This window comes from Sorangium sp. So ce448, from assembly GCF_051520915.1.
Classification (GTDB): Bacteria; Myxococcota_A; Polyangia; order Polyangiales; family Polyangiaceae; genus Sorangium; species Sorangium cellulosum_B.
Genome location: NZ_CP150343.1, coordinates 12294057 through 12318301 on the forward strand (window position 1 = coordinate 12294057; position 24245 = coordinate 12318301).

Sequence of the window (24245 nt, forward strand, 5' to 3'; positions counted from 1 at the left end):
GCGCATGCGTCGCTGTCGTCACAACGCGCAGTCGAGTCAGATGGAAGCCGCCGTTCACGCGGCGCGCTTCGCGCCTTTGCCATGGGTGCTCCGTCCCGATGTTCGCCGCGGCGGCGGCTTCCCACGCGAATGAGGCGGATGGGCGATCAGCACTTCGGCCGGGATCTGCATCGATGCGTGGAGCTTTCGGATCATCGGGAGCGTGAGCGCCCGTTTGCGGCCCAAGACCTCCGAGACGCGTGCCCTGGAACCGATCAGCGGCTCAAGCTTCTTGCGAGTCCACCCGAGTTGCTCGCAGCGCGCCTCGATCGCCGCGATCGGGTCTGGCGGCGCAATAGGGAACTGCTTGCGCTCGTACGCGTCGACTAGCGTCGCGAGCGCATCGAGTTCTTGCGCCTCGGGCGAACCTGGCTCGGCGTCCCAGAGCTCTTCGATTCTGCGAAGCGCCCGACCGTGACTCTCCTTGTCCACAACAGGCTCGATCATCGCGGTGCCCTCATACGCTCGTCGCGTCAATCTTGTCGTACTCGGCATGGGTGTCGATGAATCGGATATACTCACCTTCCGGCGCGTACCCCACCTTTTTGTGCGTTCTTGCCACCCGACGAGCATAGCCCAACTTTGCGCGCGAGGGGCCCACGTGCTGGGCCTCGGGTCAGATAGCATGGGTAGCAGGCATTATCCGACGCGCTAGCGCGCCCCACGCGCGGCACCCACGCGCGCAATCGTGCCCATCCACCCGATCACCGAAAGCGCCGCGAGCTTCTGAAGCGCTGGCAAAAGGACGTGGCAGCCCGGCACCGCAATCGCATAGGCGTAGTACGCGGCGTCCGCGCTGCCGAGCGCGAGCGAGAACGCACCGAGCCACGCCGAGAAGCGCAACGTTGACGACCGGCTCTCGCCCGCATTGCCCCGCGCAAACGCGCCGGTCACGCCCAGGAGCGTCGCCAGCAGCCCGGGGATCGTCGCGACGAACACCGACACTGCGTGGAGCCGCGGCGAGACCACGGACGGCAGCCACGCGATCAGGTTCGTGCCGGCGGCGGAGAGCAGTCCGAGCACCCGAACCGTGCCGCCGAGCCGGCCGCCGAGCAGGGCGCCGTGAACCCACCAGAACGGGACGAGCGCGAGGGAAAAGCAGACGAACGAGGCCTGCGCGAGCCAGCGAGCGCGCGTGTTGTCCACCCCGCGCTGGGTCACGGGCTGCGTGAGGTCGCAGAAGAAGTTGCCCCAGAAATCGTAGCCGGGCGCGTTCGCGTCGCAGAAGGTGCCGCCCGGATACGCGGCCGCGGCGAGCGCGGTGAGGACGAGAAAGGCGGAGACCCCGACCAGGATCAGAGCGGGTGCGACGCGGGTAGGCTGCCCCACGCGCGCGAGAATACCACGAGGGCCAAGGTGTGCCGGGTCATGCTCGAAGCTCGTGCGCGGGCGGCCTCCGGGCGGCGCATGTGTCGCGTCCGTGTGGGTCGAGCAAGGCCAGGGTGCGCCAACCTGAGACGCGAGCCTGACAGCGCTGTCATGGTATTTGCCGCCGGAGCGCAGATGGTCGCGGTTTGAGCTGCGTGGCCCGCGCGATCCGGCGCGATCGGACCAGCGGCGCTCGGGTGCGGCGCGGCGTCCGGATGGCATTGCGCGCGCGGCACCCATGTTGCTCGGCGGGCCGTCCCGAGCGCGGTGCGGTCGCATCGCGGAGGAGGGTGCCAGTGCGAACCGTTCCCGCGTCCCTATCTCTCTGTCTTTACGCTGTATCGGCGGGCCTCCTTGGCGGCGCCGGGCTCGTCGCCTGCAGCCAGGGTTCCTCCCCGGAGCCGCCCTTCGTGCCCTTCGACAACGGCGCCGGTAGCAGCACCGGCAGCACCGGCACCGGCAGCACCGGCGCCGGCAGCGGCAGCGCCAGCAATGGCACCGGCAGCACCGGCGTCGGCAGCGGCGCCGGCGGCGGTGCGGGTGTCGGCGATGGAGCCCAGCCCGAGCCGCCCCCGGCGCCGTCGTACGAGGACGCCGGCGCCGCCCCGGTGTTCACCTGCGAGGGGCTCGACTCGAGCCAGCCCGTGGTTCTGTACCTGTCGGCCGACGACTCCAATTCGATGAGCTCGCCGGTGCACGTGCGCGAGCTGCTCCGCTCGGGCAGCGCGCCGGAGCCGTGGCAGGTGCGCACGTACGAGTTCCTCAATTACTACCGCATCGACTACGCGCCGCCGGACGAGGGCGAGCTCCGCGTCGAGCCCCAGATCGAGCCCGGTGAGGAGGCGGGGACCTACGCCCTTCAGATCGGCGTTCGCTCCTACGATCCGCCGAGCCCGCGCCGCCCCATTGCGGTCACGTTCGTCCTCGACACCTCCGGATCGATGGACGGTGAGCCGATGGCGCGCGAGAAGGCCACGGTGCGCGCCGTCGCCGCGAGCCTCTCCGAGGGCGACGTTGTCAACATGGTCACCTGGAACACCCAGAATTCTGTGATCTTGAGCGGCCACGTGGTGGACGGTCCGGACGACCCGGCGCTGCTCGCGGCGGTCCACGAGCTCTCCGCCAGCGGCGGCACCGATCTCGAGAGCGGCCTCCGGGTCGGGTATCGGCTCGCCCAGGAGCACTTCGAGGAAGGCAGGATCAACCGGGTGATCCTCGTCAGCGACGGCGGCGCCAACGTGGGAGTCACGTCCGAGGAGCTCATCGCGCTGCACGCCGAGGACGCCGACCAGGAGGCGATCTACCTTGTGGGCGTCGGGACGGGCCCGGCGCTCGGCTACAACGATGTGCTCATGGACGTCGTGACCGACAAGGGGCGCGGCGCCTATGTCTATCTCGATGACGTGGACGAGGCGTTCCACATGTTCCGGGATCGCTTCGCGGAGGTGATGGAGGTGGCCGCCCGCGGCGTCCAGGTGGAGCTCACCATGCCGTGGTACTTCAAGATGGAGAAGTTCTACGGCGAGGAGTACTCGACGAACCCCGAGGAGGTCGAGCCGCAGCACCTCGCGCCGGGCGACGCGATGATCTTCAGCCAGCTCGTGCGCGGGTGCGATCCGGGCGTGATCAACGACGAGGATACCCTCACCGTGCGCGCGCGCTGGCAGACGCCGCTCACCCATGAGGCGAAAGAGGCGAGCCGCGAGGCGACCCTCGCGGAGCTCGCCGCCGGGAGCAAGGAGCAGCTCGTCAAGGGCAAGGCCATCGTGGCCTACGCCGAGGCGCTCAAGGAGGGCACGAGCGAGGCGCTGCACGCCGCGCGCGAGCAGGTGATCGCGGCGAACCCGGGCGGCGATCCGGAGCTCGACGAGATCGCGGAGCTGATCCCGCTCCACCCGCGCTACTGAGAGATCTGCGCGGGCTCCGAAGAGACAGAGGGCTCCAGCAACGCCGCGTCGTGCGCCTCGGCGCCGGGCCCGAGCGGCTGGCCGTAGGAGAACTCGATGTAGTTGCCGTCCGGGTCCTTGAGCGCGCAGAAATAAGCCACCGGATAGGGCAGCTCCTTGGGCGGCCAGACGAGGTGCGCTCCGCCGCGGCGCGCGATCTCGTCGACCGCGGCGCGGCTCTCGAGCGCAAACCCGAAATGACTCATGTCCTCCGGCGCCTGCGGCGCGCGCTGGCCGCCCTCGATCATCACCAGGACGAACGTCCGCTCCTTCCCCTCCTCGGCGAGCCAGGCGACCCGCGTGCCGGCGTCGCTGCGCTCGTGAACCACCTTGAGCCCGCAGAACTCGCGATAAAAGGCGATCGTCGCGTCGAGGTTGCCTACGTGGAGCGCGACGTGGGTCATCATCGGTTTCATCATGAACTCCCCTTCTTTTCGCCCCGGCAGCGTAGCAGAGGAACAGGCGCGGGAGCAGCGGGGCGGCGCCCCGGCGCGCTCGAGCGGAGGTCGCGTTTCAGGCGGGCTCGAACGCCTTGCTCGACGCGTACCCGCGCGCGGCGGACCGGATCTTCGCGATCTGCGCCGAAGGCGACGGGCGCTCCGGTGCGCGCGTAGCTCATCACCTGTCGTCGACGCCGTTGTGCCCGAGGCCGAAGAAGTGCCCGAGCTCGTGCGCGAGCACGGTGGGCCGCGCGTTCGCCGCGAGGATGACGAAGCGCCGCTCCGGCGTCGATCTGAGCGGCCTTCTCCACCTGACATCAGGCCACCTATGCGATCCGGCCCCCTGAGAAAGCGACGCTAGCTCAACAGCGTACCCCCGTGCGCCGGCCGGACGCCCGCCGGCGTGCGGCGAGGCGTGGGGGGACGCCCGCCGGCGTGCGGCGGGGCGTGGGGGGACGCCCGCCGGCGTGCGGCGGGGCGTGGGGGGACGCCCGCCGGCGTGCGGCGGGGCGTGGGGGACGCCCGCCGGCGTGCCCGCTGGCAGGCGGCGGGCCATCCCAGCCATCGCGCGACGACGCCGTTCGCCGGTCACCTCGCAACTTCGCTCCAGCCCCGATCCCAGGTGACATCTGTCTCAGGTTGGGGGGAGATGTCGCCGGTACACCTCGCGCACCCTTTTTCGGCTCCGAAGCACGATTTCGCAACAACCTGGGGGACCTTCCCGGAAACAGTAGGGATGACGACGGCTGACAGATGACCGCGCTCCGTTCATGCCCGGCCCGCTCCTCGCCCACAGCCGGATCCGGAGGATGAACCGCGCCGCGCTGCCGCTCGCTGCATCGCTCTTCCTGACGGCGCCCGTGGCGCTCGCGCAGGTCGCGCCGCACGGCGCGCGCCTGTCCTACACGCGGGGCCCTGGCACGGGGGGGTGCCCCGAGGAGCCGAGCCTCCGGCAGATCGTCGCGAGCCAGCTCGGCGGGGTCGACCCGTTCGTGAGCGACGGCGCGTGGCACATCGAAGTGGTCATCCGGCGCAAGGGGACGGCGTTCCAGGGAGAGATCGCGCTTCATGACCGCGATGGCCGGGTGCTCGGGCGCCAGGAGCACTCGAGCGCGATCTGTGGCGTGCTCGTGGAGGACATCGGCCTCTCTCTCAGCGCCTTCATGCGCCCGTTTCTGCCACCAGGGCTTGCACCGGGGAGCGCTCCCAACTTGCCGCCGCCAGGGCCGCCGCCCCCGTCGGCGCCGGGGGGCGCCGCTTCACCCGTCCCGCCGGGCGCGCCGCCGGAGGCGCCGGCCTCGAAGCCGCCCAACCCGGTCGCGGTGCTAGCGCGACCCGTCCCGCGTCCGAGGCCGCCGCCGGATCACCCGCGCCTCCAGCTGGGCGCCGGGGTGCTGCTCGGCGCCGGCGTGGCGCCCTCCGTGGCGGTCGGGTTCTCGGGGCTCGCCGGCGCCCGCTGGGAGAGGTTCTCGCTCTCGCTGGAGGCTCGCGGGGATCTTCCGATCGACGCCGAGCCCTACCGCGGCTGGACCATCGGCGTGTCGGGGCTGAGCGGCTCAGTGGTTCCCTGCGGTCACGCGGACTGGTTCTTCGGCTGCGCCCTCGCCACGGCAGGCGGGGTGTGGCACGTCAGGGACAGCACCGGCATTGAGGACGCGCTGCCCTACGCAGCGCTCGGGCTTCGTGCGGGGCTGGAGGTGCCGCTCTCGGCCCGCCTCGCCGGGCAGCTCACCGGCGAGCTCTCGCTCAACACACTTCGGCCGCACGTTCGACCGCTCTATGGAAAAGGGTGGTCCGCGGCGCCCGTCTCGGAGGCGGTGGCTCTCCGCCTCGTCGCTTTCTTCTGACCATCCGTGCAGTTTCGCGAAGCACCGGACGCGCCCGCGGGAGCGATTCCCATGAGGCGGCCGCGAGCGCGCGGCGTGCGGGGGTCGCGGGCGCGCCCCTCGCCGCCTGCTACTCCCTGGCGAGACCGCTGTCGCGCTTGGAACGAGCCGCCGACTCAGGCCGGTACAGCGCTGGCGCGGTAACAGCAGAACGTCGCCGCCGCGGTCGGCGCGATGCTGCCCACCGGCACGCCGCCGAATGCTTCGCACTGTCCGGGATCGAGGCTGACGACGCTCACCGACTTGCTTCCGAGCGCCGTGCCGGTCGCGACCGTCCCGCAGTCGGGGGCGTCGGCCGTGATCACCTGGGCCGCAACGAGCTGCGAGCACCCTTCGTCGCTGAACGCGGAGGCCAGGACGCTGCACGTCGCTCCGGTGGGCTCGGTGCAGCCGCAAGGCGCGCAGCCGCGTGTGTCCTCGGCGCCGGCGTAGAAGACGTGCCGGTCCGGGTACGTGGCGGGGCAGTCCTGCTCTCCCTCGTGGTGGATGCACGTGAGAAACCCCTCCGGCGGTGCTGCGTCGCCGATCGGCGGTGCCGGCGTGCAGGTCATGCCCGGATCCGCGCACGGAGGCGACGCGTTTCCGGTACACGCCCGGGCGACGATCGCGAAGCTCCCCGCCGTCGCGGGCTCGTCGGGGCTCTCCGGCGCCTCCGCGACCCTCGGAGCGCAACCTGCGGAGGCGACGCGAGGCGCCTGGATCGCGAGCGACTGCACGCACGGGGCGCCATTGCAGGTCCGTCCGGCCTCGACGGCGTCTGCCGAGGTGCAGGTCCCGTCCCACCCATCAGGGGCAGCGAACGAGGTCGCGGGAGCCTCGGGGCCGCCACACGGGAAGCTGGCGTAGGCCCTCCATTCCGTAGGCACCTCGCACGTCGCCTCTGGCAGATCGCACACGCAGGCGGGGCACTGGTGTGGGGCCGGCGCCGCGAAATCCGCGTAGCCCTCGTAGCCGACGATCGGCGCGGTCGCAGGGCAGCTCGGCACGGCGTCGGGGGAGCCGATCCAGAGCAGCGCCGGCTCGGACCATCCGAGCGGCTCCTTCGGTACGCACTGCCCTGCGCAGACCTCTGCTGGCGGGATCAGGTCGCCGAAATCGGACGCGATGGCGACGTCCGTGTCGTCCTCGGCCGCGCAGTCATCGCCGCCATCGCCGCCACCGCCGCACCCGCCAGCTCCGCCGGCGTCGGGGGGCTCGAGCACCTCACAGGGCGTTCCCTTGGGTCCCTGGTTCTCATCCCACGGGCACAGGTACGTGGTCGGGTTCCCGCACCCGCCGGACGCGAACCCGAGCCCGAGCGTGCTCGCACAGCAAACCGCCACGATCTCACGCTGCCAACGTCGCGCCCGCGCCGCCATCGCCGCTCCATGATCTGCGGCGCCGTTGACGGCGCGCCGCACGTAAGTGCGGCCACGTTACCAGGGGACCCCAGGACGCCGCCAGACCAAACCCGGAATAGACCACCTTCGGTTCGATCGCATTACGAAGAGCGAGGCACTCTTCTCATCTTTCGCCAGGTGATGGGTCGCGTCGCCCTTCATGAGGGCTCGAGCTGTCCCCGTCGTACGCCCATGTCCCGCCTGATAACCCGATGTATCGGAACCCCGGACGCGACGCCGTGCACGCGGCATGTCGCCTCCGGCGGAGCGCACCTGCAGGCGGGGCACTGGTGCGGGGCTGGAGCCGCGAAATCCGCGTAGCCCTCGTAGCCGACGATCGGCGCGGTCGCAGGGCAGCTCGGCACGCGGTCGGGGGAGCCGATCCAGAGCAGTGCCGGCTCGGACCACCCGAGCGGCTCCTTCGGTACGCACTGCCCTGCGCAGAGCTCTGCCGACGGGATCAGGCCGCCGAAATCGGGCGCGATGGCGCCGCCAGACCAACCCCGGGGTAGACTGACAATTCCAGCACTCTCGCCGTCGTGCTGGGGACTTCAACGCCCGCCTCCGCGCTCCGTCGCTTCGCCATCGAAGGCGACTCTATGCACTCGGCTGTCCTCGACAAGGACGCTTCGGAACGCGCTCCGCGGGCCGGCTACGTTGAGAGATCGTCGACGGAACCGCCTGCGATGGCGAGCCGAGTCACATAGGGCGTACCCCGAACATCAAAGCGACATACCCAGGCGTGGTCTGGGTCGTATGCGACGGCACCTCCGATGGAAATCGGCGGTGCGCCTTGCAAGCTCGGCAGTGCATCAAGTATAGCCTCTCCTCCCGCACACCACCGGAAAGACCATCTGCTCAATTCAGACGATTTTTCCGGATGCTCCTGGCACTCGATGATGCGTCCGCGACCATGGCGCGACCAGGCCAACAGTCGCTCGGACACGTAGAGATCCCCGACGTGTGAGAGCCAAGCGTGTAGACCGGACTGCGCCCTCATTCCGCCAGAGAACACCTTGACCGGCTTGATCCAATCGCCGGAGAGTTGACGCAAGAGAAGCTCGTCAAAGCGCGACAGCAAGAGGCCGCGGCCAGTCTGTCGCGGGAAGTGTCCTGCATGATAGCGGCCAAGATTTGCCAGTAGTGGATGGAGTGCGCCACCAGTCGCAAGAAATCGCGATATCGCAACAGGAGAACGGCGGCACCATAGCTTCCACAGTGCGGCGACGAGAGCAATCTCCAGCTCTGAGCTCCGAGTCATGAGCGGCCGTCGCTGCAGCGCGTCCGCTACATCGATATACATTACTTGCGATGGATCGAGCCCCTGTGGCATTGCAACGATCGCGTCGTGCTGAAGGGCCATCGTGTACACTTGTCGTTGTCGCTCGGCCGCGGACGCGCAGATCCTGGAGAAGCTCAGCAGGCCGTGGATCGTGGGTGGCAGTGCTACGCAAATCGGTCTGCCATCGGCATGGGCGATGCATTTGTTTAGCTTTGCAGATGGCTGAACTCCCCAATATCGAGTCCGCATGACGCGATGACGCTTCAGATCTGCGCTCGACGGACCAAGAAGGAGACAATCGTCCTCGACCACTACCGGAGACGCAATCTTTTCTAGCTCTGACTGGGCGATTCTGCCGATTGCGACATAAATCGCGCCCCCAAGCGAGCTACTCATCAGCGGAACCCGCATTGTCTACAGTTGCACTGCGGTGGGTAGGGTCTGTCCTCGAGGCAGGCAGCAAAGCAAGACTTGCACGGGCTGCTGCCGTGGACATCGCACCCAGGAAATCCAACAATGCACCTCCCGCCGATGTCTTCGCAGTCTTCGAACATGTCATAACAGTCCTTCGACGTGCATCCTGCCATCAGCGCTTCCGACGCGGTGTTGACGTCTTCCTCTCCGTTGTTTTTCCCTTCCGTGAGAAAGTCCCCTGCCCCGACTGAGCCTGCCGTTCTTCCGGTAGGAGCGTCGCGTCAAGACGAGAAACCCCTCAGCGGCGCGGCGTCACCGATCAGCGGTTCCGGCATGCAGGTCATGCCCGGATCCGCGCACGGAGGGAACGCGTTGCCGGTACACGCCCGGGCGCCGATCGCGAAGCTCCCCGCCGTCGCGGGCTCGTCGGGGCTCTCCGGCGCCTCCGCGCCCCTCGGCGCGCAACCTGCGGCGAAATACGCGTAGCCCTCGTAGCCGACGATCGGCGCGGTGGCAGGGCAGGGGCATATGTATCCGGTCGACGATCCGCATCCGCCGGACGCGACACCGAGCGTGCTCGCACACCAAACAGCCACGATTTCACGCTGCCAACGTCGCGCCCGCGCCGCCATCGCCTCTCCTCATGCGCTGCGGCGCTGTTGACGTCACGCCGCCGCAATTGCGGTCACGTTACCAGGGGACCCCAGGGCGCCGCCAGACAAACCCGGGGGCAGACCACCCCCGTTCGATCGCATTACGAAGAGCGCATCGCAGCGGATGACGATCAGGGGCGCGAGAGGCTCGTGCGGCACTGCACCCGCCCGGCCTTCGCTCGAATCGAGCTCCTGCCCGATGGACGCATCGTGTACTTGCTGAAGACACCTCGGCGGGGACGCACTCACCGCGTCACGTGTGCAATGGAGTTCATGGCCCGGCACGCGGCTTGTATTCCTCCGCCGGAGATCCCGCTTGTCAGGGACCATGGCGTGTTCGCGCCTCGCTCGTCGTTGCGCTCTCTTGTGACGCCCAAACCGCTGGCTCGCGCCGCGGAGCCTGAACCGTGCCCGGGCCACGTGCCTCGGCCCGCTGCACCCGCGCCCACGTCGCCCGCGCCTGCGTCGCCTGCACGAGCATCAGCGGGAGCCGCGACGCCCCACACGTGGTCGTCGCGTTCGTCTAGACTCGGCGCATGGTGGAACCGCTCTCGGAGGTCCGTCGGCTCGGAAGCCTGAGCTTCGCGAAGCGGGGGCGGGCGCTTGCCCTGCTCGCCCGCGGCTGGGATCAGGCCACGGCCGATCGGGTCATGGCTGCGCTGGATGGGGGCGATGGCGACGAGCGGCGGCTGGCGCTGGACCTGGCGACCTATCGCCGGGACGTGGCGCGCATCGAGGAGGCGCTGCGCGACCCCACGATGCGTCGGGCCGCGCTCTCCTCGGCGCGCCGGGTGCCGGTGTCGGACGAAGCGTTGCTCCAGGTGCTGCGCGAGGGGAATCGCCGCGAGGCCCGCGGGGTGGTCATGATCATGCAAAGGCACCGTCTCGTCGCCCAGGCGACGGCGGTCATTCCCCTGGTCATCGCCAGGCATGGTGCGGGGCTCGCGACACGCCTCTTCGCGACATGCGATCTCGACACGCTGGAACGTCACGCCGCCGAGCACGAGGCCGCGTGGCGCGAGCTCTTGGCGCGCGCGCCGGAGCGGGCCCTTCGGGTGGCGCTGGCGACGAGGCGCAAGATCACGGCGGACGAGGGCACGCTGTTCTGCTCCCGATATCCCAGGGAGGCCCTGGCGCTGCTCGTGCGGCGGGATGCCTTGCATGCGAGCGCGATCCACGCCCTGGTGATGGCTTGCCCGGCCGAGCTGCTCGATGTCTTGCGCCGGAACGACTGGACTGTCTTTCTCTCGAGCGGTCCGCCTCCCTCCGGATCGCCGCCGATCTCGACGCTGCCGGCCGAGGATGTGCTGGAGCTCCGGAACCGGTGCAAGCCCCTCGACGCCTCGGCCGATCCGCTCTTCCGCTTCCTGCCCCTGACCGAGCGCGAACGTCTCCTTGGCGCCGAGCTGGAACAGGCCGCGAAGGCGGCATGGTCGCCCCGTCGTGGCATGGATACGCGGCTGGCCACGATGCCACCGGCGAGCGTCACGCGGCTCACGGCGGCGGCCCTGAGCCCTCCCGTCGATCCGGACACGCGGCGCAAGCGGCTCCAGGCCCTCGAGAAGCACCTCGACCTTGCCCAGCTTCGATCCGAGCACGCGGCGCTGGGCGTGGCCACGGACCGGGGCGAGCGCGCGGCGCGGATGGTTGCGCTGGTGCGTTCGCTCCGCCGCGGCGCCGACCCGGCGACCTGCGCGTCCGTCCTCGCCGAGGTGGAGCCGGCATGGCACGGCTCCAGCCGCCATCTGGTCATGGCGGAGCTGGCCCTGCTGTCCGATCGTCAGGTCTCGGAGATCCCCGTGCAGACCTACAGGGACGCTCTGCTCACCACCGTGCAGTCGCGCGATTCGAACACAACCACGTTGGCCCAGGCCGAGCGGGCCGTGCACAAGGCCATCGGCGAAGCGATCCTCCGGGACAGCATCCCGCGCGCGGCGCAGCTGCTCGGGCTCCTGGTTCAAATTCGCCTGGATCCCCGGGTGCGCTGGCGGGCCGACAAGGCGCCGGCGCCTGGACACAAGCCGCCGTCCATGGAGTACCTGCCGAGCCCGCTGCGCATCGCCGAAGGTCTCGCCGCCCAGCTCCATGCGGCCTACGAGGGCGTGCGCCTCGACGGCACCACACCCATGCTGGGACCGGTGGCGGTCGGTCGCTACGAGCCCGAGGCGGAGCGGCTCATCGTGGACCTGCTCCTCGGGAGAACACCGAAGACGCCGCGGCCTCCGCGCAAGCCCGTCACATGCAACGGGCCGCTGGACGAGGTGATGGGGCACGTCCCGGAGATCAGCTTGAAGGAGACTGCCCTGGTCGACGCGCTGCTCGATCGGGACGACACCACCGATCCCCACAAGACCGATCTGGTGGCGGCGATCTCACGAACGGCCCCCGGGCGGTGGACGCCCTCCCAGCGCAGGCGCTTCACGCAGCATCTCCTGCGCGTGGCGCGGGACGCCGGCCTCGATCTCTCGAGGCGCGTCAAGGCCATCGGCCGCGTCGAGGACGCGCCGCTGCTGCTCGAGCTGCTGCCGGGAGCGGCCGGGCCGGTCGCCGCCGCGATCCTGGCGCGGTGCGCCCGGATCGCTCCGCCGACCGCCGAGCTCCGACGGCTGTTCCTGGAGCGCGCGCGAAGATCCGGCGTTGTGGGTCGCGCGGCGATGAGCGCCCTCAACGTGCTGTCCGAGCGCATGCCCGGTCCGTTCGATCTGGCGCCGTACCGTGAGCTGCTGCTGTCGAAGGACTGCGCGGTGGTCAACCGCAAGAACGCCGCCGGCAGGGTCTCGGCCGCCGCGACCGTGGAGGCTCGTGACCTCCTGATGGAGGCGTGGCGGTCCGAGGACCTGCACCCCAGCATCCGGCCGGACATCCTCGCGGGGTTGCTGCGCTTCGTCGATCAGGCCGACGTCCGACAGGTGCTGATCCACGGCATCACGACGGTGCCGGATACGTGGTCGCTGCTCAACCCCGGGTCGAGGCTCCTGTTCCCGAACGAGTCGCAGGCGCGACCCGCGGTGGCTCGCGGCTTCGTGGCCCTGGCCGAGGCGCTGGTCGAATGCGGCGACGAGCGCATCGCTTCCACGGCAGCGGGCGTCTGCATTGCCCAGCATGACCTGTGCTCCGAGGGGCTCGGTCTGGCGGCCAGGCTCCTCGCCGAGGCGCGCACCTCCGGCCGCGTCCTGGTCCAGGCTGTCGAGTCCTTGAGCCGCCTTCCCGACGACGCCGGATTACCCCACTGGCAGGCGGCGCTGGCCCGGCTCGTCGCAGCGGCGAGCGGCGGTCGGACCTGGGCCGCGGCCCGGCTGGCGCGGCTCGCGCCCAGGCCACGGGCGTTCCGGATCGCGCTCGGCCTGGCTCAGAAGGCTGCAGGCCTGCGCCTCATCGCCGCCGCCTCGCTGAAGGAGATCCTCGACGTCGATCTCGTCGAGGTCAGGTTCGACAAGGAGCTATGGTCGGAGTATCTGGCCCTTGTAGACGAACAGCCCGCGCGCCGGAGCCCCTCCACCGGCAAGCTGAAGGACCCCGGGCTCGCCGCCTCCCTGATCGATTGGCTCATCCAGCATGGCGGCCTGGCGGCCGCGCTGTCGGCCGCCGAGTTCTCGCTGCAGGTCGAGAAGCAGCTCCGCGACAGCCCCGCATGGCGCGCTCGGCTCGACGCCGTCCGCGCGATGCACGCTGACGCCGCCGAGCGCTTGCTGCTGGCGGACACCTAGCTTCGATTCGCGCGGCCGGCGTCGGCGTGGTCTGCGGGACGGGGGTTGCGTTTCGTTGCCAGTGACGGACGCAACCCCGGTTGCCAATTGACGCGCGGCGGCGATCGGCGTTGCATGAGCCATGGCCCAATCCGCTCCCAACCCCTATCAACCGCCGACCGCGCTCGAGCCGACGACTGACTCGGAGCGGGCCGACGATGGCAGCGCGTCGCGCATGTCGCGCTTCTGGGCGGCGATGATCGACGCGGTTCTGGCCCTCATCATCTTCGTCCCGCTGCAGTATTTGGGCGGTGTCTATCGCGACTTTCCGAAGATCTCCGCGCCGCCGTTTCCGCAGTCGTTGTTGTGGGCGCTGGGGGGGTTCGCGATCACCCTGGTAGTGCACGGCACGTTCCTCGCCCGCAGCGCGCAGACCATCGGCAAGAAGGCGATGAACATACAGATCGTCAACGCCAGCGACGGCAAGCCCGCGGCCTTCGGCACGATCGTCTTGCGACGGCTCCTGCCGGCGTCGGTAGTGGCTCAGATACCGTACGTGGGCGGCGTCCTCGGCCTCGTCAACGTGCTGTTCATCTTTCGCAAGGATCGGCGCTGCGTGCATGATCACATCGCGGGCACCCGCGTCGTGAAGCTGGACCAAAGCAAGTAGGCCCGAGCGGCATACGCGCGAGCGGCGGGCGCGCAGCCGCTGCGAGCCGCGCTCCTCCTGCGATTCCCCTGTCAGGGATCCAGCCGCACCGCGATCGCGTGCCGGATCGGCCCCCGCGGCGCCATCTCGCGCGCGCCGCCGCCCTCGCGCCACGCCACGCCGGTCGAGGGGCCGCCGTCCAGGTTGAGGGCCTGCTCGCAGCCGCGCGCCACCAGCATGTCGGCGAGCAGCCCCAGCGTGGGCCCGCTCTGCGCACGGTCCCCGCGCGCGACGATGGCCTCCATGCGCCGCCCCCTGTCGAGCACGCACAGCGCCGTGCGCTCCGCCCGCGGGCCGCCGTCGCTGCGCACGTTCCGGCTGCCGGAGAGCACCAGCCGCGGCAGCCCCTGCACCGCGAGGTGAGCGCCGGGCGAAAGGACGAACCCGGCGGCGTCGTGCAGGGCGGCGCGGCCGCCGGAGACCACCAGCACGCCGCCCCCGAGCGAGGGCGCGAGCGGCGCGAGCTCCCGGCCATCGACAACGACGAGCCCCTCGGGTCTCCTCTGTCGATCGAAGAAGCCACCGTTGATGACGAACGACGCGCGGGTGCGTTCGAGCACCCCCGCGACGTCGCGCGACATCGCGACGTCGACGACCTCGAAATGGGCGTTCGCGAGGCGGAACGCGAAGACATGGACGCGGTAGTCCTCTCCCTCGACGGTCATCACCTCGGGCTGGACGGGGGCGCCGGCCGCCGGGCCCTCCGCGGGGGGAAGCGTCGCGGGAGCGGGCGGCGGGGGCTCCGGAGGAGCGGGCGCGCTTGGCGCAGCTGGAGCGAGCACGCTCGCCCCCGGGAGAGCGGGCGCGCTCGGCGCGGGGCGCCGCGACGCGAGCGCAGCGGCGCCGAGGAGCGCGAGCCCCGCCATCGACAGAAGCGCCTTTGAGGAAGCGCGGAGCGTCACGACCCTGCTCTGCTCGATCTCTGTGCGATCCCTAAGGCTTCGCGAGCAGCTCCTCGATTCGCGACGGATCGACGCCGTAGATCTCCGCGAGCCGCGGGACGCGATCGGATGCCGGCAAGGTCAGCGCGCGCCGCAGCGGCTCGTGAGGATGGTGATCGAGCACCCAGCCCCCGAGCTGCCGGCGGACCTCCGCTTCGCATACGCCCTCCACGACCTCGACGCCCCCTTCGCGCAGGATGCGAACGCCTTCACCGTCGACGCGCGGGTTCGGGTCGTTCATCCCGATCACGACGCGGGCCACGCCGCGCTCGACGATCGAGCGCGAGCACGCCGGCGTGCGGCCGTGGAACGAGCAGGGCTCGAGGGTCGAATAGAGCGTCGCTCCGACAACGCTGAGCCCGCGCGCGTGCGCCGCGCGCGCCGCGGCGATCTCCGCGTGATCTTCACCCGGCCCCAGGGTATGCCCGCTGCCGAGGAGCTCCCCGGCGGCGCTCACGATCGCGCAGCCGACCCAGGGGTTGTCGCCCGTTCCTCCGCGCGCCCGTTCGGCCTCCTCGATCGCCAGGCGCATCCATTTCTCAAAATCGTTGCTCATCCTGATCTCAATCTTGCACACCGGGCGGCTGCTCGACGGAGCGTTGTTCGCAGCGTCGCGCTACGTCGCCTGGGCCGCGCTCATGAGACGCACGTTCACCACGTCATGAGCTCGTCGTGGATCCAGCTGGCCCGCCTGCGGAGAAAGTCCTTGAGCAGGCTGATCTCTTCGTCGTGCGACCCATTGAGAGGCGGGGAATCCTGCCAGCGCGCGAAGTTCCTCTCCACGGCCGGAGCTCCCACCTTGCGCACCAGGCCGTCCACCATGGCGTCGAGCTCGTCGGGCGCGAGCTCGCCCTGGAGCAGCGCCAAAAAACGTGCCTTGTACCGCGCCTGGAACGCCGGATCGCGGAACAGCGACCCCCACCAGCCCTCCGTGAAGTAGTCGGTCCCGTCGGAGCCCTCGAGCTTCCACTCCTCCGGCTCGAACGCGCGTTCATCGTAGGGCGTCCCGAGGCTCCGGTCGAAGTCCCACACGGGACCGGCCGAGAGGAGGCCCTGTCGATCCTTGAAGAAGTACGTGCTGATCCGCAGCGCATCGACGTTCTTCGTCAGGGCGCTGATGATGTTGTGGTCGATGAAGGCGTCTTGATCGATGAAGCTCGAATAGTGCTTGCCGCTGCCGGGCTGCTTGAAGTCATCCGCGTCGACGGCCTGGCCGAAGTCGTCGATGTAACCGCGAATGAAGTCGAACTGCGGCTCTCGCGCGGGCTTCAGCATGTCCTCCGGATCGGGGTACACGAACTGGAGCTCCTCGCCGGCGGCCTTGAAGTCATTGTCGCCCTTGTCGATGCGCAGGAGGAAGCCGCCGGTCACGTCCGGCTCCGTGAGATCGTCGGCCGAGAGCTTGGCCACCGGGACACGATCCTGACCGCGCTTGATCTTCTCGATCGCCGTGTAGAACCCGAGGAAGCTCTTCTCGGCCACGTCGGCCCCCGAGTCGACGAGGAACACCTCGACGAAGCGCGTGCGCGGCGCGTACCGGCCGATGCGGTTGCTCATCTCGAAGGCGAGCGCGTTGCGGATGAGCGTGCGATCGAAGCTCACCGGATCGCTGAGCACCCAGTCGGAGTCCGCCGGCATCCCCAGGAACTCCCGGTCGAGATCCGTGTCCAGAGCGTCGTCACGAAATTCGACGGCGTATTGCTTCTTCGGAAAATCGCGGGACGTCGCGCCGCGCACGTGGATGCCGATACGGCCATCGAAGCTCGCGCGGCCCAGGAGCTTGGTTTGCCCATCTCTGGGCTCGAGCAGCATGAACGTGGCCGGGACGAACTCGGTTTCGAGCGGGTCGAGCCGCCTCGACTCGAAGGTGTGGATCACGACGATCGGCAGCTCCGAGATGAACTCCGCGGTATCGGCGGCGACCTTGAAATACGCCTCGCTCGCGATCGGCCCGAGGAGGTCGGCCCCGTCGCTGCCCGCCCCCCCGCTGCCTCCCGCCCCGGAAGGCGCGGCGTGAGGGACGACGGCGAGGGCGCGCACCCGCGTGGAGGTGGTGAGCACGAGCGGCTCGACATAGACCGGCGAGCTCGCGGTGGGCAGCGAGCCATCGGTCGTGAAGTGCACCGCGGCGCGCTCGTCCTCGACCGTGAGCTCCACGGGCTCGGAGGCCTGGAAGGTGCCTCCCTTCGGCGTGAACACGACGGCCAACGACTTCGGGCCAGGTGGTTGCGCGCCACCGCTCGCTCCGCTCGCCCCGCTCCCCTCGCTCGCTCCGCTTGCCCCGCTCCCCTCGCTCGCCCCGCTCGCCTTGCTTGCCTCGCTCGAGCAGCCCCCGAGCGAGGCCAGCACGAACACCCCCGCGATCCGCAGCGCTGCGAGCTTCGATACGTAGAACATTCCCGCACAGCTTACTCGGGTCGCTCGTGAATTCGAACGAGCGCGTGATGAATCTCGCATCCTCTTCGAATCGAGCCGAAATCCAGGCCTTCCTGTATGTGTCGGATGGTTCGCGATGAGTAGGTATGTTTGCAACATCGGCGCCAACCGACGCCCGACCCCGCGCCACGCCTCGGCCTCCCGCGTCCCGACACGAAACGTTCGACGACGCCGCCGCCGCCGCCGCCGCGATCGACGCGCTCGACGAGGTGCGCGCCTCGTCGCCCCGAGCCGCCTGCACCACCTCTTCCGTATCGCGACGTCGTATCCATGGCTCCTTCATGCGCGTTCGGACGCGGACGGACCTGAGCGCGGCTGGAGAGGGGCTTTACCGCGCGCACGTGGTGTGATGCAGTTCGCCGTGATGGCACCGAGCAAACCCAGGGCGCCGGAGGGCGATCTCGCCACCTTCCAGCGCGAGCGCTTCGCGCACGACGGCGTCGCGCACGACGTGGTTCGGAAAGGGAAGGGCCCCGCCGTCCTCGTGTTGACCGAGATGCCCGGGATCTCTCCCCATGTGCTCGGGTTCGCCGACCGGGTCGTGGCGCTTGGCTGCACGGCCGTGCTGCCCAGCCTCTTCGGCACCGCTGGACGCGACCCGCTGAGACCGGCCGTCACGGGCGCGCTTTACGCCCTCTCGTCGATGGCCAGGGCCTGTATCAGCAGGGAGTTCACCGTGTTCGCGACGGGGCGTTCGTCGCCGGTCGTCGACTGGCTCCGGGCCCTCGCCGAGGTGGAGCACCGGCGCTGCGGCGGGCCGGGCGTGGGCGTCGTGGGGATGTGCTTCACCGGCGGATTCGCGCTCGCGATGGCGGCGGACGCCCGGGTGCTGGCGCCGGTGATGTCGCAGCCGTCGCTCCCGTTCGCGCTCACGAGGGACCGGCGGCGGACCATCGACTGTGACGACGCGACCCTCGACGCGGTGGCGCAGCGCTGCGACCGGGAGGGCCTCCGGGTGATCGGGCTGCGCTTCAAGGGCGATCCCCTGGTGCCGGCGGAGCGGTTTCAGCTCCTCCGCGAGCGCCTCGGGGAAGGGTTCGTCGCCGTGGAGCTGGAGCAAGCCGACGGGCATCCCGAGGGGCCCCTCAAGAAGCATCATTCGGTGCTGACCGGCGCGCTCATCGACGCTCCTGGCGAGCCGACGCGCGCCGCGCTCGACCGGGTCCTTCAGCTCTTTCGCGACAAGCTGCTGGCCGGGTAGCGCGTCGTCCGGCGCGTCCGCTCCTAGCACTACTGCGGGAAGTCGGGCTGGGGAACGAACCGCCAAGACGCCAAGGACGCCAAGAAACCGGTGAAATAGGAGGGAAAGATGTCGCGGCGGACGTTGCCCTCTCCTCTTGGCGGCCTCCGCGTCTTGGCGGTTTTTCTGCCGATCCGGGGCAACCTCCCGCAGTAGTGCTAGGCGGGCTCGAACGCCTTGCTCGACGCGTACCCGCGCGCGGCGGACCGGATCTTCGCGATCTGCGCCGCGTCGAAGGAGACGGGCGCTCCGGTGCGCGCGTAGCTCATCACGTTGTCGTCGACGCCGCTGTGCCCGAGCCCGAAGAAGTGCCCGAGCTCGTGTGCGAGCACGGTGGGCCGCGCGTTCGCCGCGAGGAGGACGAAGCGCCGCTCCGGCGTCGCCCGGCGCCGCCAGTGCACGCCCATCCGGAAGCGCCGGGGATCGTCGATGTCCCGCAGCGACGCGACCACCATCACGTTGATCCGGCGCGCCTCGATCGCCGAGGCGAGGGCGTCCCGGTCCTCACGCGTCTCGATCCGCGAAAACCGCGGGGCGAGCGCGCGCGAGCAGACCTTGCGCAGGGCCACACCGGCGGGCTCGAACAGCCGGACCGCCTCGGCGATCTGCGCGTCGATCCAGGCGTCGTCGCGCACCGGCTTCCCCGCCTCCTCCTCGGTCACCGCGATCGAGAGGGGAAACGCCGGGAGGGGCGCGGGCACGCGCCCCGCCGCGCGGGCCAGGCCCGGGGCGAGCGCGCCGGCGGAAAACAGCCCGGCTGCGGCGATCACGGCGCGGCGGGAGATCATGGACAAGGCCCTATACCATCGCCGGCCGACGATCGCGAAGCCGTGCGAGGGAGACCCACGCGAAGCACGTGACCGTGAGGCACGTTCCAGATAGGCTCTCCCTCGTTCGCGTGGTACCCGGCCTGGAGCACGGTCCTGCGCGATGTGAACAGCGGCGCGCTCCGGAGGTCATCGATGTTGAATACAGGGGTTGTCGTGCTCGATGCGCGCCTGCGGCGAGAGCAACACGAAGAGGCAGCGGCGCTGCCCGAAGCCGCGTTCGGCGACGACGGCGCGGCGCATCGAGGCTAGCGGGAGCATCGATGGCACTCCCCTCGACGAGAATGGACTTCCGCATCGACCTCTCGCACGTCGATCGCGGCCGTGAGGCGAGCGAGCGGGTGATCGTCGCCCGCCACCCCTCGGAGAGCGCCGAGCACGTCATGCTGCGGGTGCTCGCGTATTGCCTCTTTCACGAGGAGGGCCTCGCCTTCGGCCCAGGGCTCGCCGACGCCGAGGGGGCGGACCTCTGGACGCGCGATCCCACGGGCCGCCTCCTCACCTGGATCGAGTGCGGCGCGGCGCCGTTCGAGAAGCTCAAGAGAGTCGTGCAGCACAACCCGGGCGTGGCCGTCCACGCGCTCTTTTCGGACGTGCGCCGGCGCGACGAGCTCGTGTCCGGCGCGCGCGAGGCCGCCTCGCGCGCGAGCAAGGTCACCGGCGCGATCTCGCTCTCCACCGTCGACCACCGCCTCGTCGCCGCGCTCGCGGAGAACACGGGTTTGCGGCGCCAATGGGCGGTCACGATCGTGGGCGATCACCTCTATATCGAGGCCGACGGCAGCACGCTCGACGGCGAGGTCGTCCGCTCGCGGCTCGAAGAGCCGTGATCGCGTCGAGACGAGAGGCCAGGCTCTGACCTCCGGAGCGCTCGGCTCGTCGAGGCCAGCCGGGGGCGGAGAGCGGCGGGCCGGCTCGTGTCCCGTGACTGTCATGTGACACTGTCCCGTGACATCGGGCCGTCGCACCGTGACATCGCGCCACCTCACGCCCGCCCTCGCGAGAGAAGCCGGCCGAAAGACATGGCCGCGCGTGCAGGACCGGCGGGCACGAGCATTGCCATGCCTTCCTGGCGCCCGGTGCACGCCCGACACGCGGGCCGGCGTCCAACAGGACGGCGACAGGCATTTCATGCAGCACGCCCCCTGAATGCCCTCCATCGTGGACCTGCCGACGTCCATCCTGGCTCAATCTTCGGGCATCAGCGAGAGAATGATATGAAACGTGGACGATGGGTCGTCGCCGCAGCATTGATATGCAGCTGCGATGGCACGAGCGTCGCTCCTGGCGGCGCCGCGAGCGACGGCGCGGTGCGACCGTCGAACGAGAGCATCCTCGGGTTCGAGGACGCGGGCGCGTGGACGCTCGATGGCGGCGCCGCGCAGGCGAGCGACCAGCGCGCGCACGGCGAGAAGAGCCTCGAGGTGCCCGGCGGCGGGTACCACGAGCTGGTGAGCGCGCCGCTCAGCACCCTCGCGGCGGTCCACTCCACCCTCTCCATGAGCCTGTCGCTCCCGGAGGCGCCGCCCGGCGCGGAGCCGCTGGGGCACGTCCACCTGTTCGTGGAGCTGCCCTCCCGGGGGATCGAGCGCCGGTTCATCCAGGAGGTCGCGCTCCCCCGGGGAGCGGCAGGTCAGTTCACACGCGTCGATTTCGAGCTGCCTGCCGAGCTGGTGGCGGCGCTCAAGACAGAGTACGACGACCTGCGGCTCAAGATCGCGCTGGATCTGCCGCGGGGCGCCACGGGCCCTTGCCGGCTCGACGCCATCCGCCTCGGCGCGACGGACGAGGCCCCGAGGCTCCGCGTCGCCGAGGACTACGCGAGGTCCTCGGCGAAGGGGGACATCGTGGCTCAGGGGACATTCACCCTGCGAGGCCGCGTCGAGGACAACACGCTGGCGCGATCGGTCAGCGTCAGCATCGGCGATGCGCCGGCGCAGGCGTCGGCGCTCACGCCGGCAGGAGAGTTCTCCATCGACCTGCCGCTCCGGAACGACCCGGGTGAGTTCCTGACGCCCAACCGGGTCCACGTCGTCGCGACCGACATCGACGGCAACGAGAGCGCTTCTGACATCGTGGTCGTGTCCCTCGCGTCCATGGTGCCGGGCGAGCTCATCGTGAAGTTCAGCTCCGGCACGTCGGCGGAGGAGCGCGGGAGGGTCCTCTCCGGCGTACGGGGCGCGCTCGCGCGGCAGATCACTCCGGACATGGGCGTTGTCACCGTGCCGAAGGGGACGGAGAGGGAGGCGCTCTCGGCGCTCCTCGCGGGCGGCGAGCCGGTGCGGCTCGCCCTGCCCAACCTGATCGCCGTGCCGACCTACGCGCCGAACGATACATACTATCACACGCAGAACTGGTACATCGAGGCGATGAACGTGGACGCCGCCTGGGATATCCAGCGCGGATCCCACGATGTCGTCGTCGCGGTGGTCGACAGCGGCGTGATTTACTATCAGGGCGCGTACCACGACACGGACAATTGTGGCGGCCCGGGCCCTCATCCGCTGGTCGACAACATCTACCTCAACGCGGACGAGTGCTGCGCCGCGCCCCCGTGCAGCAGCGACTGCATGCCGCTCACGACGGGCGGGACCTGCCCGCGGTCGGACCTGAACAGCGACGGCTGCCCCGGCGGCTGCGGGGTGGACGATGACGGCGACGGCGCGACGGATCTGCTCGATCCCGACGTCGCGCGCATCTACACGAACCACCTGGACGACGACGGCGACGGCTCGATTGCCGACGAGATCGGCCCCGGCGGCGTCGCCTGCAACGCCCTGCCCCCGGGCGCGCTGCTGGGCGCGCCCGAAGGACAGGACTGCGACGGGGCCGCGCGAGACGATGACGAGAACGGCTATCCGGACGACTGCCGCGGCTTCCAGTTCGCGCGCCCGGGACAAGACCTCGGCGGCAGCCCGCTCAGGCCGAACGACCCGTCGCCCGTGGACACCGGAAACACGCACGGAGACATCGTGGCGGGGGCTCTCGGCGAGATCGGAGACGACTGCGCCGGTTACACCGGCGTGATGCACCGGGTCAAGATCATGCCCCTGGGCAACGGGCGCCTGGAGACGCGCATCGTGAACGGCACACCAACGACCGTCGCCGCCCCGACGTACGATGCCATCCTCGAGGCGTACCAGTACGCCGCGCGCAACGGCGCACACATCGTCAACAGCTCGTTCGGCGGCAGCTTCAACAGCTGGACGGGCATCTCGTACACTCCCGAGGACGCCCTTCGTGACATGACGGAGGCCGTCTGGGACCTCGGCGTCTCCCACCTCCTGTTCGTGACCGGCGCGGGCAACTGGGGGACCAACCTCGACACGGTCGATTCGTTTGGGAATCCGCTCCTCGCCGACTTCCCCGCTCATCTCGGGCTGCCCAACAAGATCGTGGTCGCGGCGAGCGACCAGTCCGGCAACCGCTCCGTCTGGTCGGGCGGCCAATCGTCCGCCTATGGCGCGAAGACGGTCTCGATCGCGGCGCCTGGCACGAACACCTTCCTCGGCGCCGACGGCACGTCCCTCGCCGCCCCGATGGTCAGCGGCGTTGCCGGGCTGCTCCTGTCCCAGCACAGCGAGCTGCGTTTCGACCCCGTGCGCGTGGTGAAGATGATCGAGCAGACCGCCGCGCCGCTGCCCGCGTTCGCCGGCCTCACCCGCACCGGCGGCATCGTCGACGCGCACGCCGCGCTCACCGCGCCGCTGCCTCCGCAGCCGCTGTTCACCGACGGCACGGTGGGGCGCGTCCCGCTCGGCACGACGACCGCGACCAGCGACATCGACCTGATCGACATGGACAACGACGGTGATCTCGACGTGTTCATCGCGCCCTACTCGACCGCTCTCATGCAGCCTCGCCTGCTCAGGAACGACGGCGGCCACCTCGTGGACGTCACGGCGCTGCAATTTCCCAGCCTGCTGGTCAAGCACACCGATGTGGACTCCGGCGATGTGGACGGTGACGGCGACATGGACATCATCGCGGCAGCTCACTCCGCCACGGGCACGATAGCGATGAAGCGGGCCGCCCTGTACCTCAACTCCGGCGGCACCTTCACGGTGGCCACGTCCGGGCGCCTGCCATCGACCACGATGTCGGATCGCGCGGTCGAGCTCTGCGACGTGGACGCCGACGGTGATCTCGACGCGTTCTTCGGGAACATCGCGCCGGGCAACTCGACGCTGCTCATCAACGGGGGCAACGGCGTGTTCACCGACCAGAGCAGCCTCTGGCTCGGCACCACGACGCAGGACATCACGGTGGAGAAGGCGCTGTGCGTGGAGATCGCGGACGTCAACGCTTCCGCGTGCGCGGGCCGCCCTGCTGCCCTGTGTGGGATCTGCTCCGATCCCAAGCGATCGGTCGCCGGGCTCGTGGCGAGCGGCGCGGTGACGCCGGCCCAGCAGGCGGATTGCCTCGCGATCCGTCATGCCATCTACCCCGAGCTCATCCTGGCCGGCACCACGACCCTGTTCTTGCGCAACACCCAGGGAGGCCCGTTCGTCAACGCCAGCGGTCGTCTGGGCGCCAGTTTGCCGCTGACGACCTTCGGGTCGGTCGACGTCGAGGCTGGGGACCTCGACAACGATGGGGACCTGGATCTGGTGTTCGCCCCCGCAGGCGGAAGTCAGATTGTCCTGCTCTCGAACAACGGGACCGGGTACTTCGCCAACGTGACGGCGAGCCGGATCAGCGCGCACGCCTACGACGCCCACGCTCGCGAGGTCGAGCTCGGCGACTTCGACATGGACGGCGACGTGGACATCGTCATGCTGCGGGGCGACATCCCCACGATGGTATCGCGCAAGCACTCGCTGTACAGGAACGCTGGCGGCTACTTCGACCAGATCGACGCCCCCTGGCTCACCCAGACCGTCCTCTTGACGGCCGACGGGGACGTCGGCGACATGGATGGCGACGGGGACCTGGATCTCATGCTGGGGAATTACAGCCAGGCGAATCAGCTCCTGCTCAACACGACGGTGCCCTGAGC

The 24245-nt window shown here is 69.9% G+C and carries 17 protein-coding genes; 8 read left to right on the forward strand and 9 right to left on the reverse strand.

Annotation, left to right across the window (positions count from 1 at the left end; genetic code table 11):
- Positions 1-54: 54 nt before the first annotated feature.
- Positions 55-486: a helix-turn-helix domain-containing protein gene (locus WMF45_RS46240; RefSeq protein ID WP_437713194.1), complete on the reverse strand. Its 432-nt coding sequence runs from the start codon at positions 484-486 to the stop codon at positions 55-57.
- Positions 487-690: 204 nt separating this feature from the next.
- On the reverse strand, positions 691-1647 hold the full coding sequence (locus WMF45_RS46245) for a hypothetical protein (RefSeq protein ID WP_437713195.1): 957 nt from the start codon (positions 1645-1647) through the stop codon (positions 691-693).
- A gap of 56 nt (positions 1648-1703) precedes the next feature.
- Between WMF45_RS46245 and WMF45_RS46250 the strand changes: the two genes are divergently transcribed.
- Positions 1704-3314 carry a vWA domain-containing protein gene (locus WMF45_RS46250; protein WP_437713196.1) on the forward strand — a complete coding sequence of 537 codons (1611 nt, stop codon included), beginning with the start codon at positions 1704-1706 and terminating at the stop codon, positions 3312-3314.
- On the opposite strand, the gene WMF45_RS46255 is transcribed toward WMF45_RS46250, so the two are convergent.
- The gene (locus WMF45_RS46255) at positions 3308-3769 is read right to left on the reverse strand and encodes a VOC family protein (RefSeq protein WP_437719653.1); all 462 of its coding nucleotides are present in this window, start codon (positions 3767-3769) and stop codon (positions 3308-3310) included. The genes WMF45_RS46250 and WMF45_RS46255 overlap by 7 nt on opposite strands.
- 794 nt (positions 3770-4563) lie before the next feature.
- On the opposite strand from WMF45_RS46255, the gene WMF45_RS46260 reads away from it, so the two are divergent.
- Positions 4564-5640 (forward strand): hypothetical protein, encoded by a 1077-nt coding sequence (locus WMF45_RS46260; protein WP_437713197.1) that lies wholly within the window; start codon positions 4564-4566, stop codon positions 5638-5640.
- A 155-nt stretch (positions 5641-5795) separates the two neighbouring features.
- Here WMF45_RS46260 and WMF45_RS46265 read toward each other — a convergent pair whose 3' ends face one another.
- Positions 5796-7001, reverse strand: coding sequence for a hypothetical protein (locus tag WMF45_RS46265; RefSeq protein WP_437713198.1), 1206 nt, complete (start codon positions 6999-7001; stop codon positions 5796-5798).
- Positions 7002-9413: 2412 nt separating this feature from the next.
- On the opposite strand from WMF45_RS46265, the gene WMF45_RS46270 reads away from it, so the two are divergent.
- The 3 genes from WMF45_RS46270 (at position 9414) to WMF45_RS46280 (ending at position 13763) form a co-directional block, all read left to right on the forward strand.
- Positions 9414-9986, forward strand: a complete 573-nt coding sequence (locus WMF45_RS46270; RefSeq protein ID WP_437713199.1) for a transposase — start codon at positions 9414-9416, stop codon at positions 9984-9986.
- Complete coding sequence (locus WMF45_RS46275) at positions 9944-13114, forward strand: hypothetical protein (protein ID WP_437713200.1); 3171 nt, start codon at positions 9944-9946, stop codon at positions 13112-13114. The genes WMF45_RS46270 and WMF45_RS46275 overlap by 43 nt, the downstream gene beginning before the upstream one ends.
- Positions 13115-13235: 121 nt before the next feature.
- Complete coding sequence (locus WMF45_RS46280; protein ID WP_437713201.1) at positions 13236-13763, forward strand: RDD family protein; 528 nt, start codon at positions 13236-13238, stop codon at positions 13761-13763.
- Positions 13764-13834: 71 nt separating this feature from the next.
- Here WMF45_RS46280 and WMF45_RS46285 read toward each other — a convergent pair whose 3' ends face one another.
- The 3 genes from WMF45_RS46285 to WMF45_RS46295 form a co-directional block, all read right to left on the reverse strand.
- Positions 13835-14668, reverse strand: coding sequence for a phosphodiester glycosidase family protein (locus WMF45_RS46285; RefSeq protein WP_437713202.1), 834 nt, complete (start codon positions 14666-14668; stop codon positions 13835-13837).
- Positions 14669-14735: 67 nt separating this feature from the next.
- The gene (locus tag WMF45_RS46290) at positions 14736-15299 is read right to left on the reverse strand and encodes a deaminase (RefSeq protein ID WP_437713203.1); all 564 of its coding nucleotides are present in this window, start codon (positions 15297-15299) and stop codon (positions 14736-14738) included.
- Positions 15300-15394: 95 nt separating this feature from the next.
- Entirely contained in the window at positions 15395-17140 is a 1746-nt protein-coding gene (locus WMF45_RS46295) for a CotH kinase family protein (protein ID WP_437713204.1), read from the reverse strand.
- A 403-nt stretch (positions 17141-17543) separates the two neighbouring features.
- On the opposite strand from WMF45_RS46295, the gene WMF45_RS46300 reads away from it, so the two are divergent.
- On the forward strand, positions 17544-18380 hold the full coding sequence (locus WMF45_RS46300) for a dienelactone hydrolase family protein (RefSeq protein ID WP_437713205.1): 837 nt from the start codon (positions 17544-17546) through the stop codon (positions 18378-18380).
- Between the two features lie 197 nt (positions 18381-18577).
- On the opposite strand, the gene WMF45_RS46305 is transcribed toward WMF45_RS46300, so the two are convergent.
- Positions 18578-19207: a hypothetical protein gene (locus WMF45_RS46305; protein ID WP_437713206.1), complete on the reverse strand. Its 630-nt coding sequence runs from the start codon at positions 19205-19207 to the stop codon at positions 18578-18580.
- A 168-nt stretch (positions 19208-19375) separates the two neighbouring features.
- Entirely contained in the window at positions 19376-19507 is a 132-nt protein-coding gene (locus WMF45_RS46310) for a hypothetical protein (protein ID WP_437713207.1), read from the reverse strand.
- Between the two features lie 2 nt (positions 19508-19509).
- Here WMF45_RS46310 and WMF45_RS46315 point away from each other — a divergent pair, with 2 nt between their 5' ends.
- The gene (locus WMF45_RS46315) at positions 19510-20076 is read left to right on the forward strand and encodes a YaeQ family protein (RefSeq protein WP_437713208.1); all 567 of its coding nucleotides are present in this window, start codon (positions 19510-19512) and stop codon (positions 20074-20076) included.
- Between the two features lie 387 nt (positions 20077-20463).
- Positions 20464-24243 (forward strand): FG-GAP-like repeat-containing protein, encoded by a 3780-nt coding sequence (locus WMF45_RS46320; RefSeq protein ID WP_437713209.1) that lies wholly within the window; start codon positions 20464-20466, stop codon positions 24241-24243.
- Positions 24244-24245: the final 2 nt, after the last annotated feature.

Bases quoted from the DNA above. Each gene is read 5' to 3' on its own strand.
- WMF45_RS46305 (WP_437713206.1), bottom strand. From the start codon at position 19,207: ATGATCTCCCGCCGCGCCGTGATCGCCGCAGCCGGGCTGTTTTCCGCC.
- WMF45_RS46315 (WP_437713208.1), top strand. From the start codon at position 19,510: ATGGCACTCCCCTCGACGAGAATGGACTTCCGCATCGACCTCTCGCAC.
- WMF45_RS46290 (WP_437713203.1), bottom strand. From the start codon at position 15,299: ATGAGCAACGATTTTGAGAAATGGATGCGCCTGGCGATCGAGGAGGCC.
- WMF45_RS46245 (WP_437713195.1), bottom strand. From the start codon at position 1,647: ATGGGTGCCGCGCGCGCAATGCCATCCGGACGCCGCGCCGCACCCGAG.
- WMF45_RS46275 (WP_437713200.1), top strand. From the start codon at position 9,944: ATGGTGGAACCGCTCTCGGAGGTCCGTCGGCTCGGAAGCCTGAGCTTC.
- WMF45_RS46300 (WP_437713205.1), top strand. From the start codon at position 17,544: ATGGCACCGAGCAAACCCAGGGCGCCGGAGGGCGATCTCGCCACCTTC.
- WMF45_RS46310 (WP_437713207.1), bottom strand. From the start codon at position 19,507: ATGCTCCCGCTAGCCTCGATGCGCCGCGCCGTCGTCGCCGAACGCGGC.
- WMF45_RS46280 (WP_437713201.1), top strand. From the start codon at position 13,236: ATGGCCCAATCCGCTCCCAACCCCTATCAACCGCCGACCGCGCTCGAG.
- WMF45_RS46255 (WP_437719653.1), bottom strand. From the start codon at position 3,769: ATGAAACCGATGATGACCCACGTCGCGCTCCACGTAGGCAACCTCGAC.
- WMF45_RS46240 (WP_437713194.1), bottom strand. From the start codon at position 486: ATGATCGAGCCTGTTGTGGACAAGGAGAGTCACGGTCGGGCGCTTCGC.
- WMF45_RS46320 (WP_437713209.1), top strand. From the start codon at position 20,464: ATGAAACGTGGACGATGGGTCGTCGCCGCAGCATTGATATGCAGCTGC.
- WMF45_RS46295 (WP_437713204.1), bottom strand. From the start codon at position 17,140: ATGTTCTACGTATCGAAGCTCGCAGCGCTGCGGATCGCGGGGGTGTTC.
- WMF45_RS46260 (WP_437713197.1), top strand. From the start codon at position 4,564: ATGCCCGGCCCGCTCCTCGCCCACAGCCGGATCCGGAGGATGAACCGC.
- WMF45_RS46285 (WP_437713202.1), bottom strand. From the start codon at position 14,668: ATGGCGGGGCTCGCGCTCCTCGGCGCCGCTGCGCTCGCGTCGCGGCGC.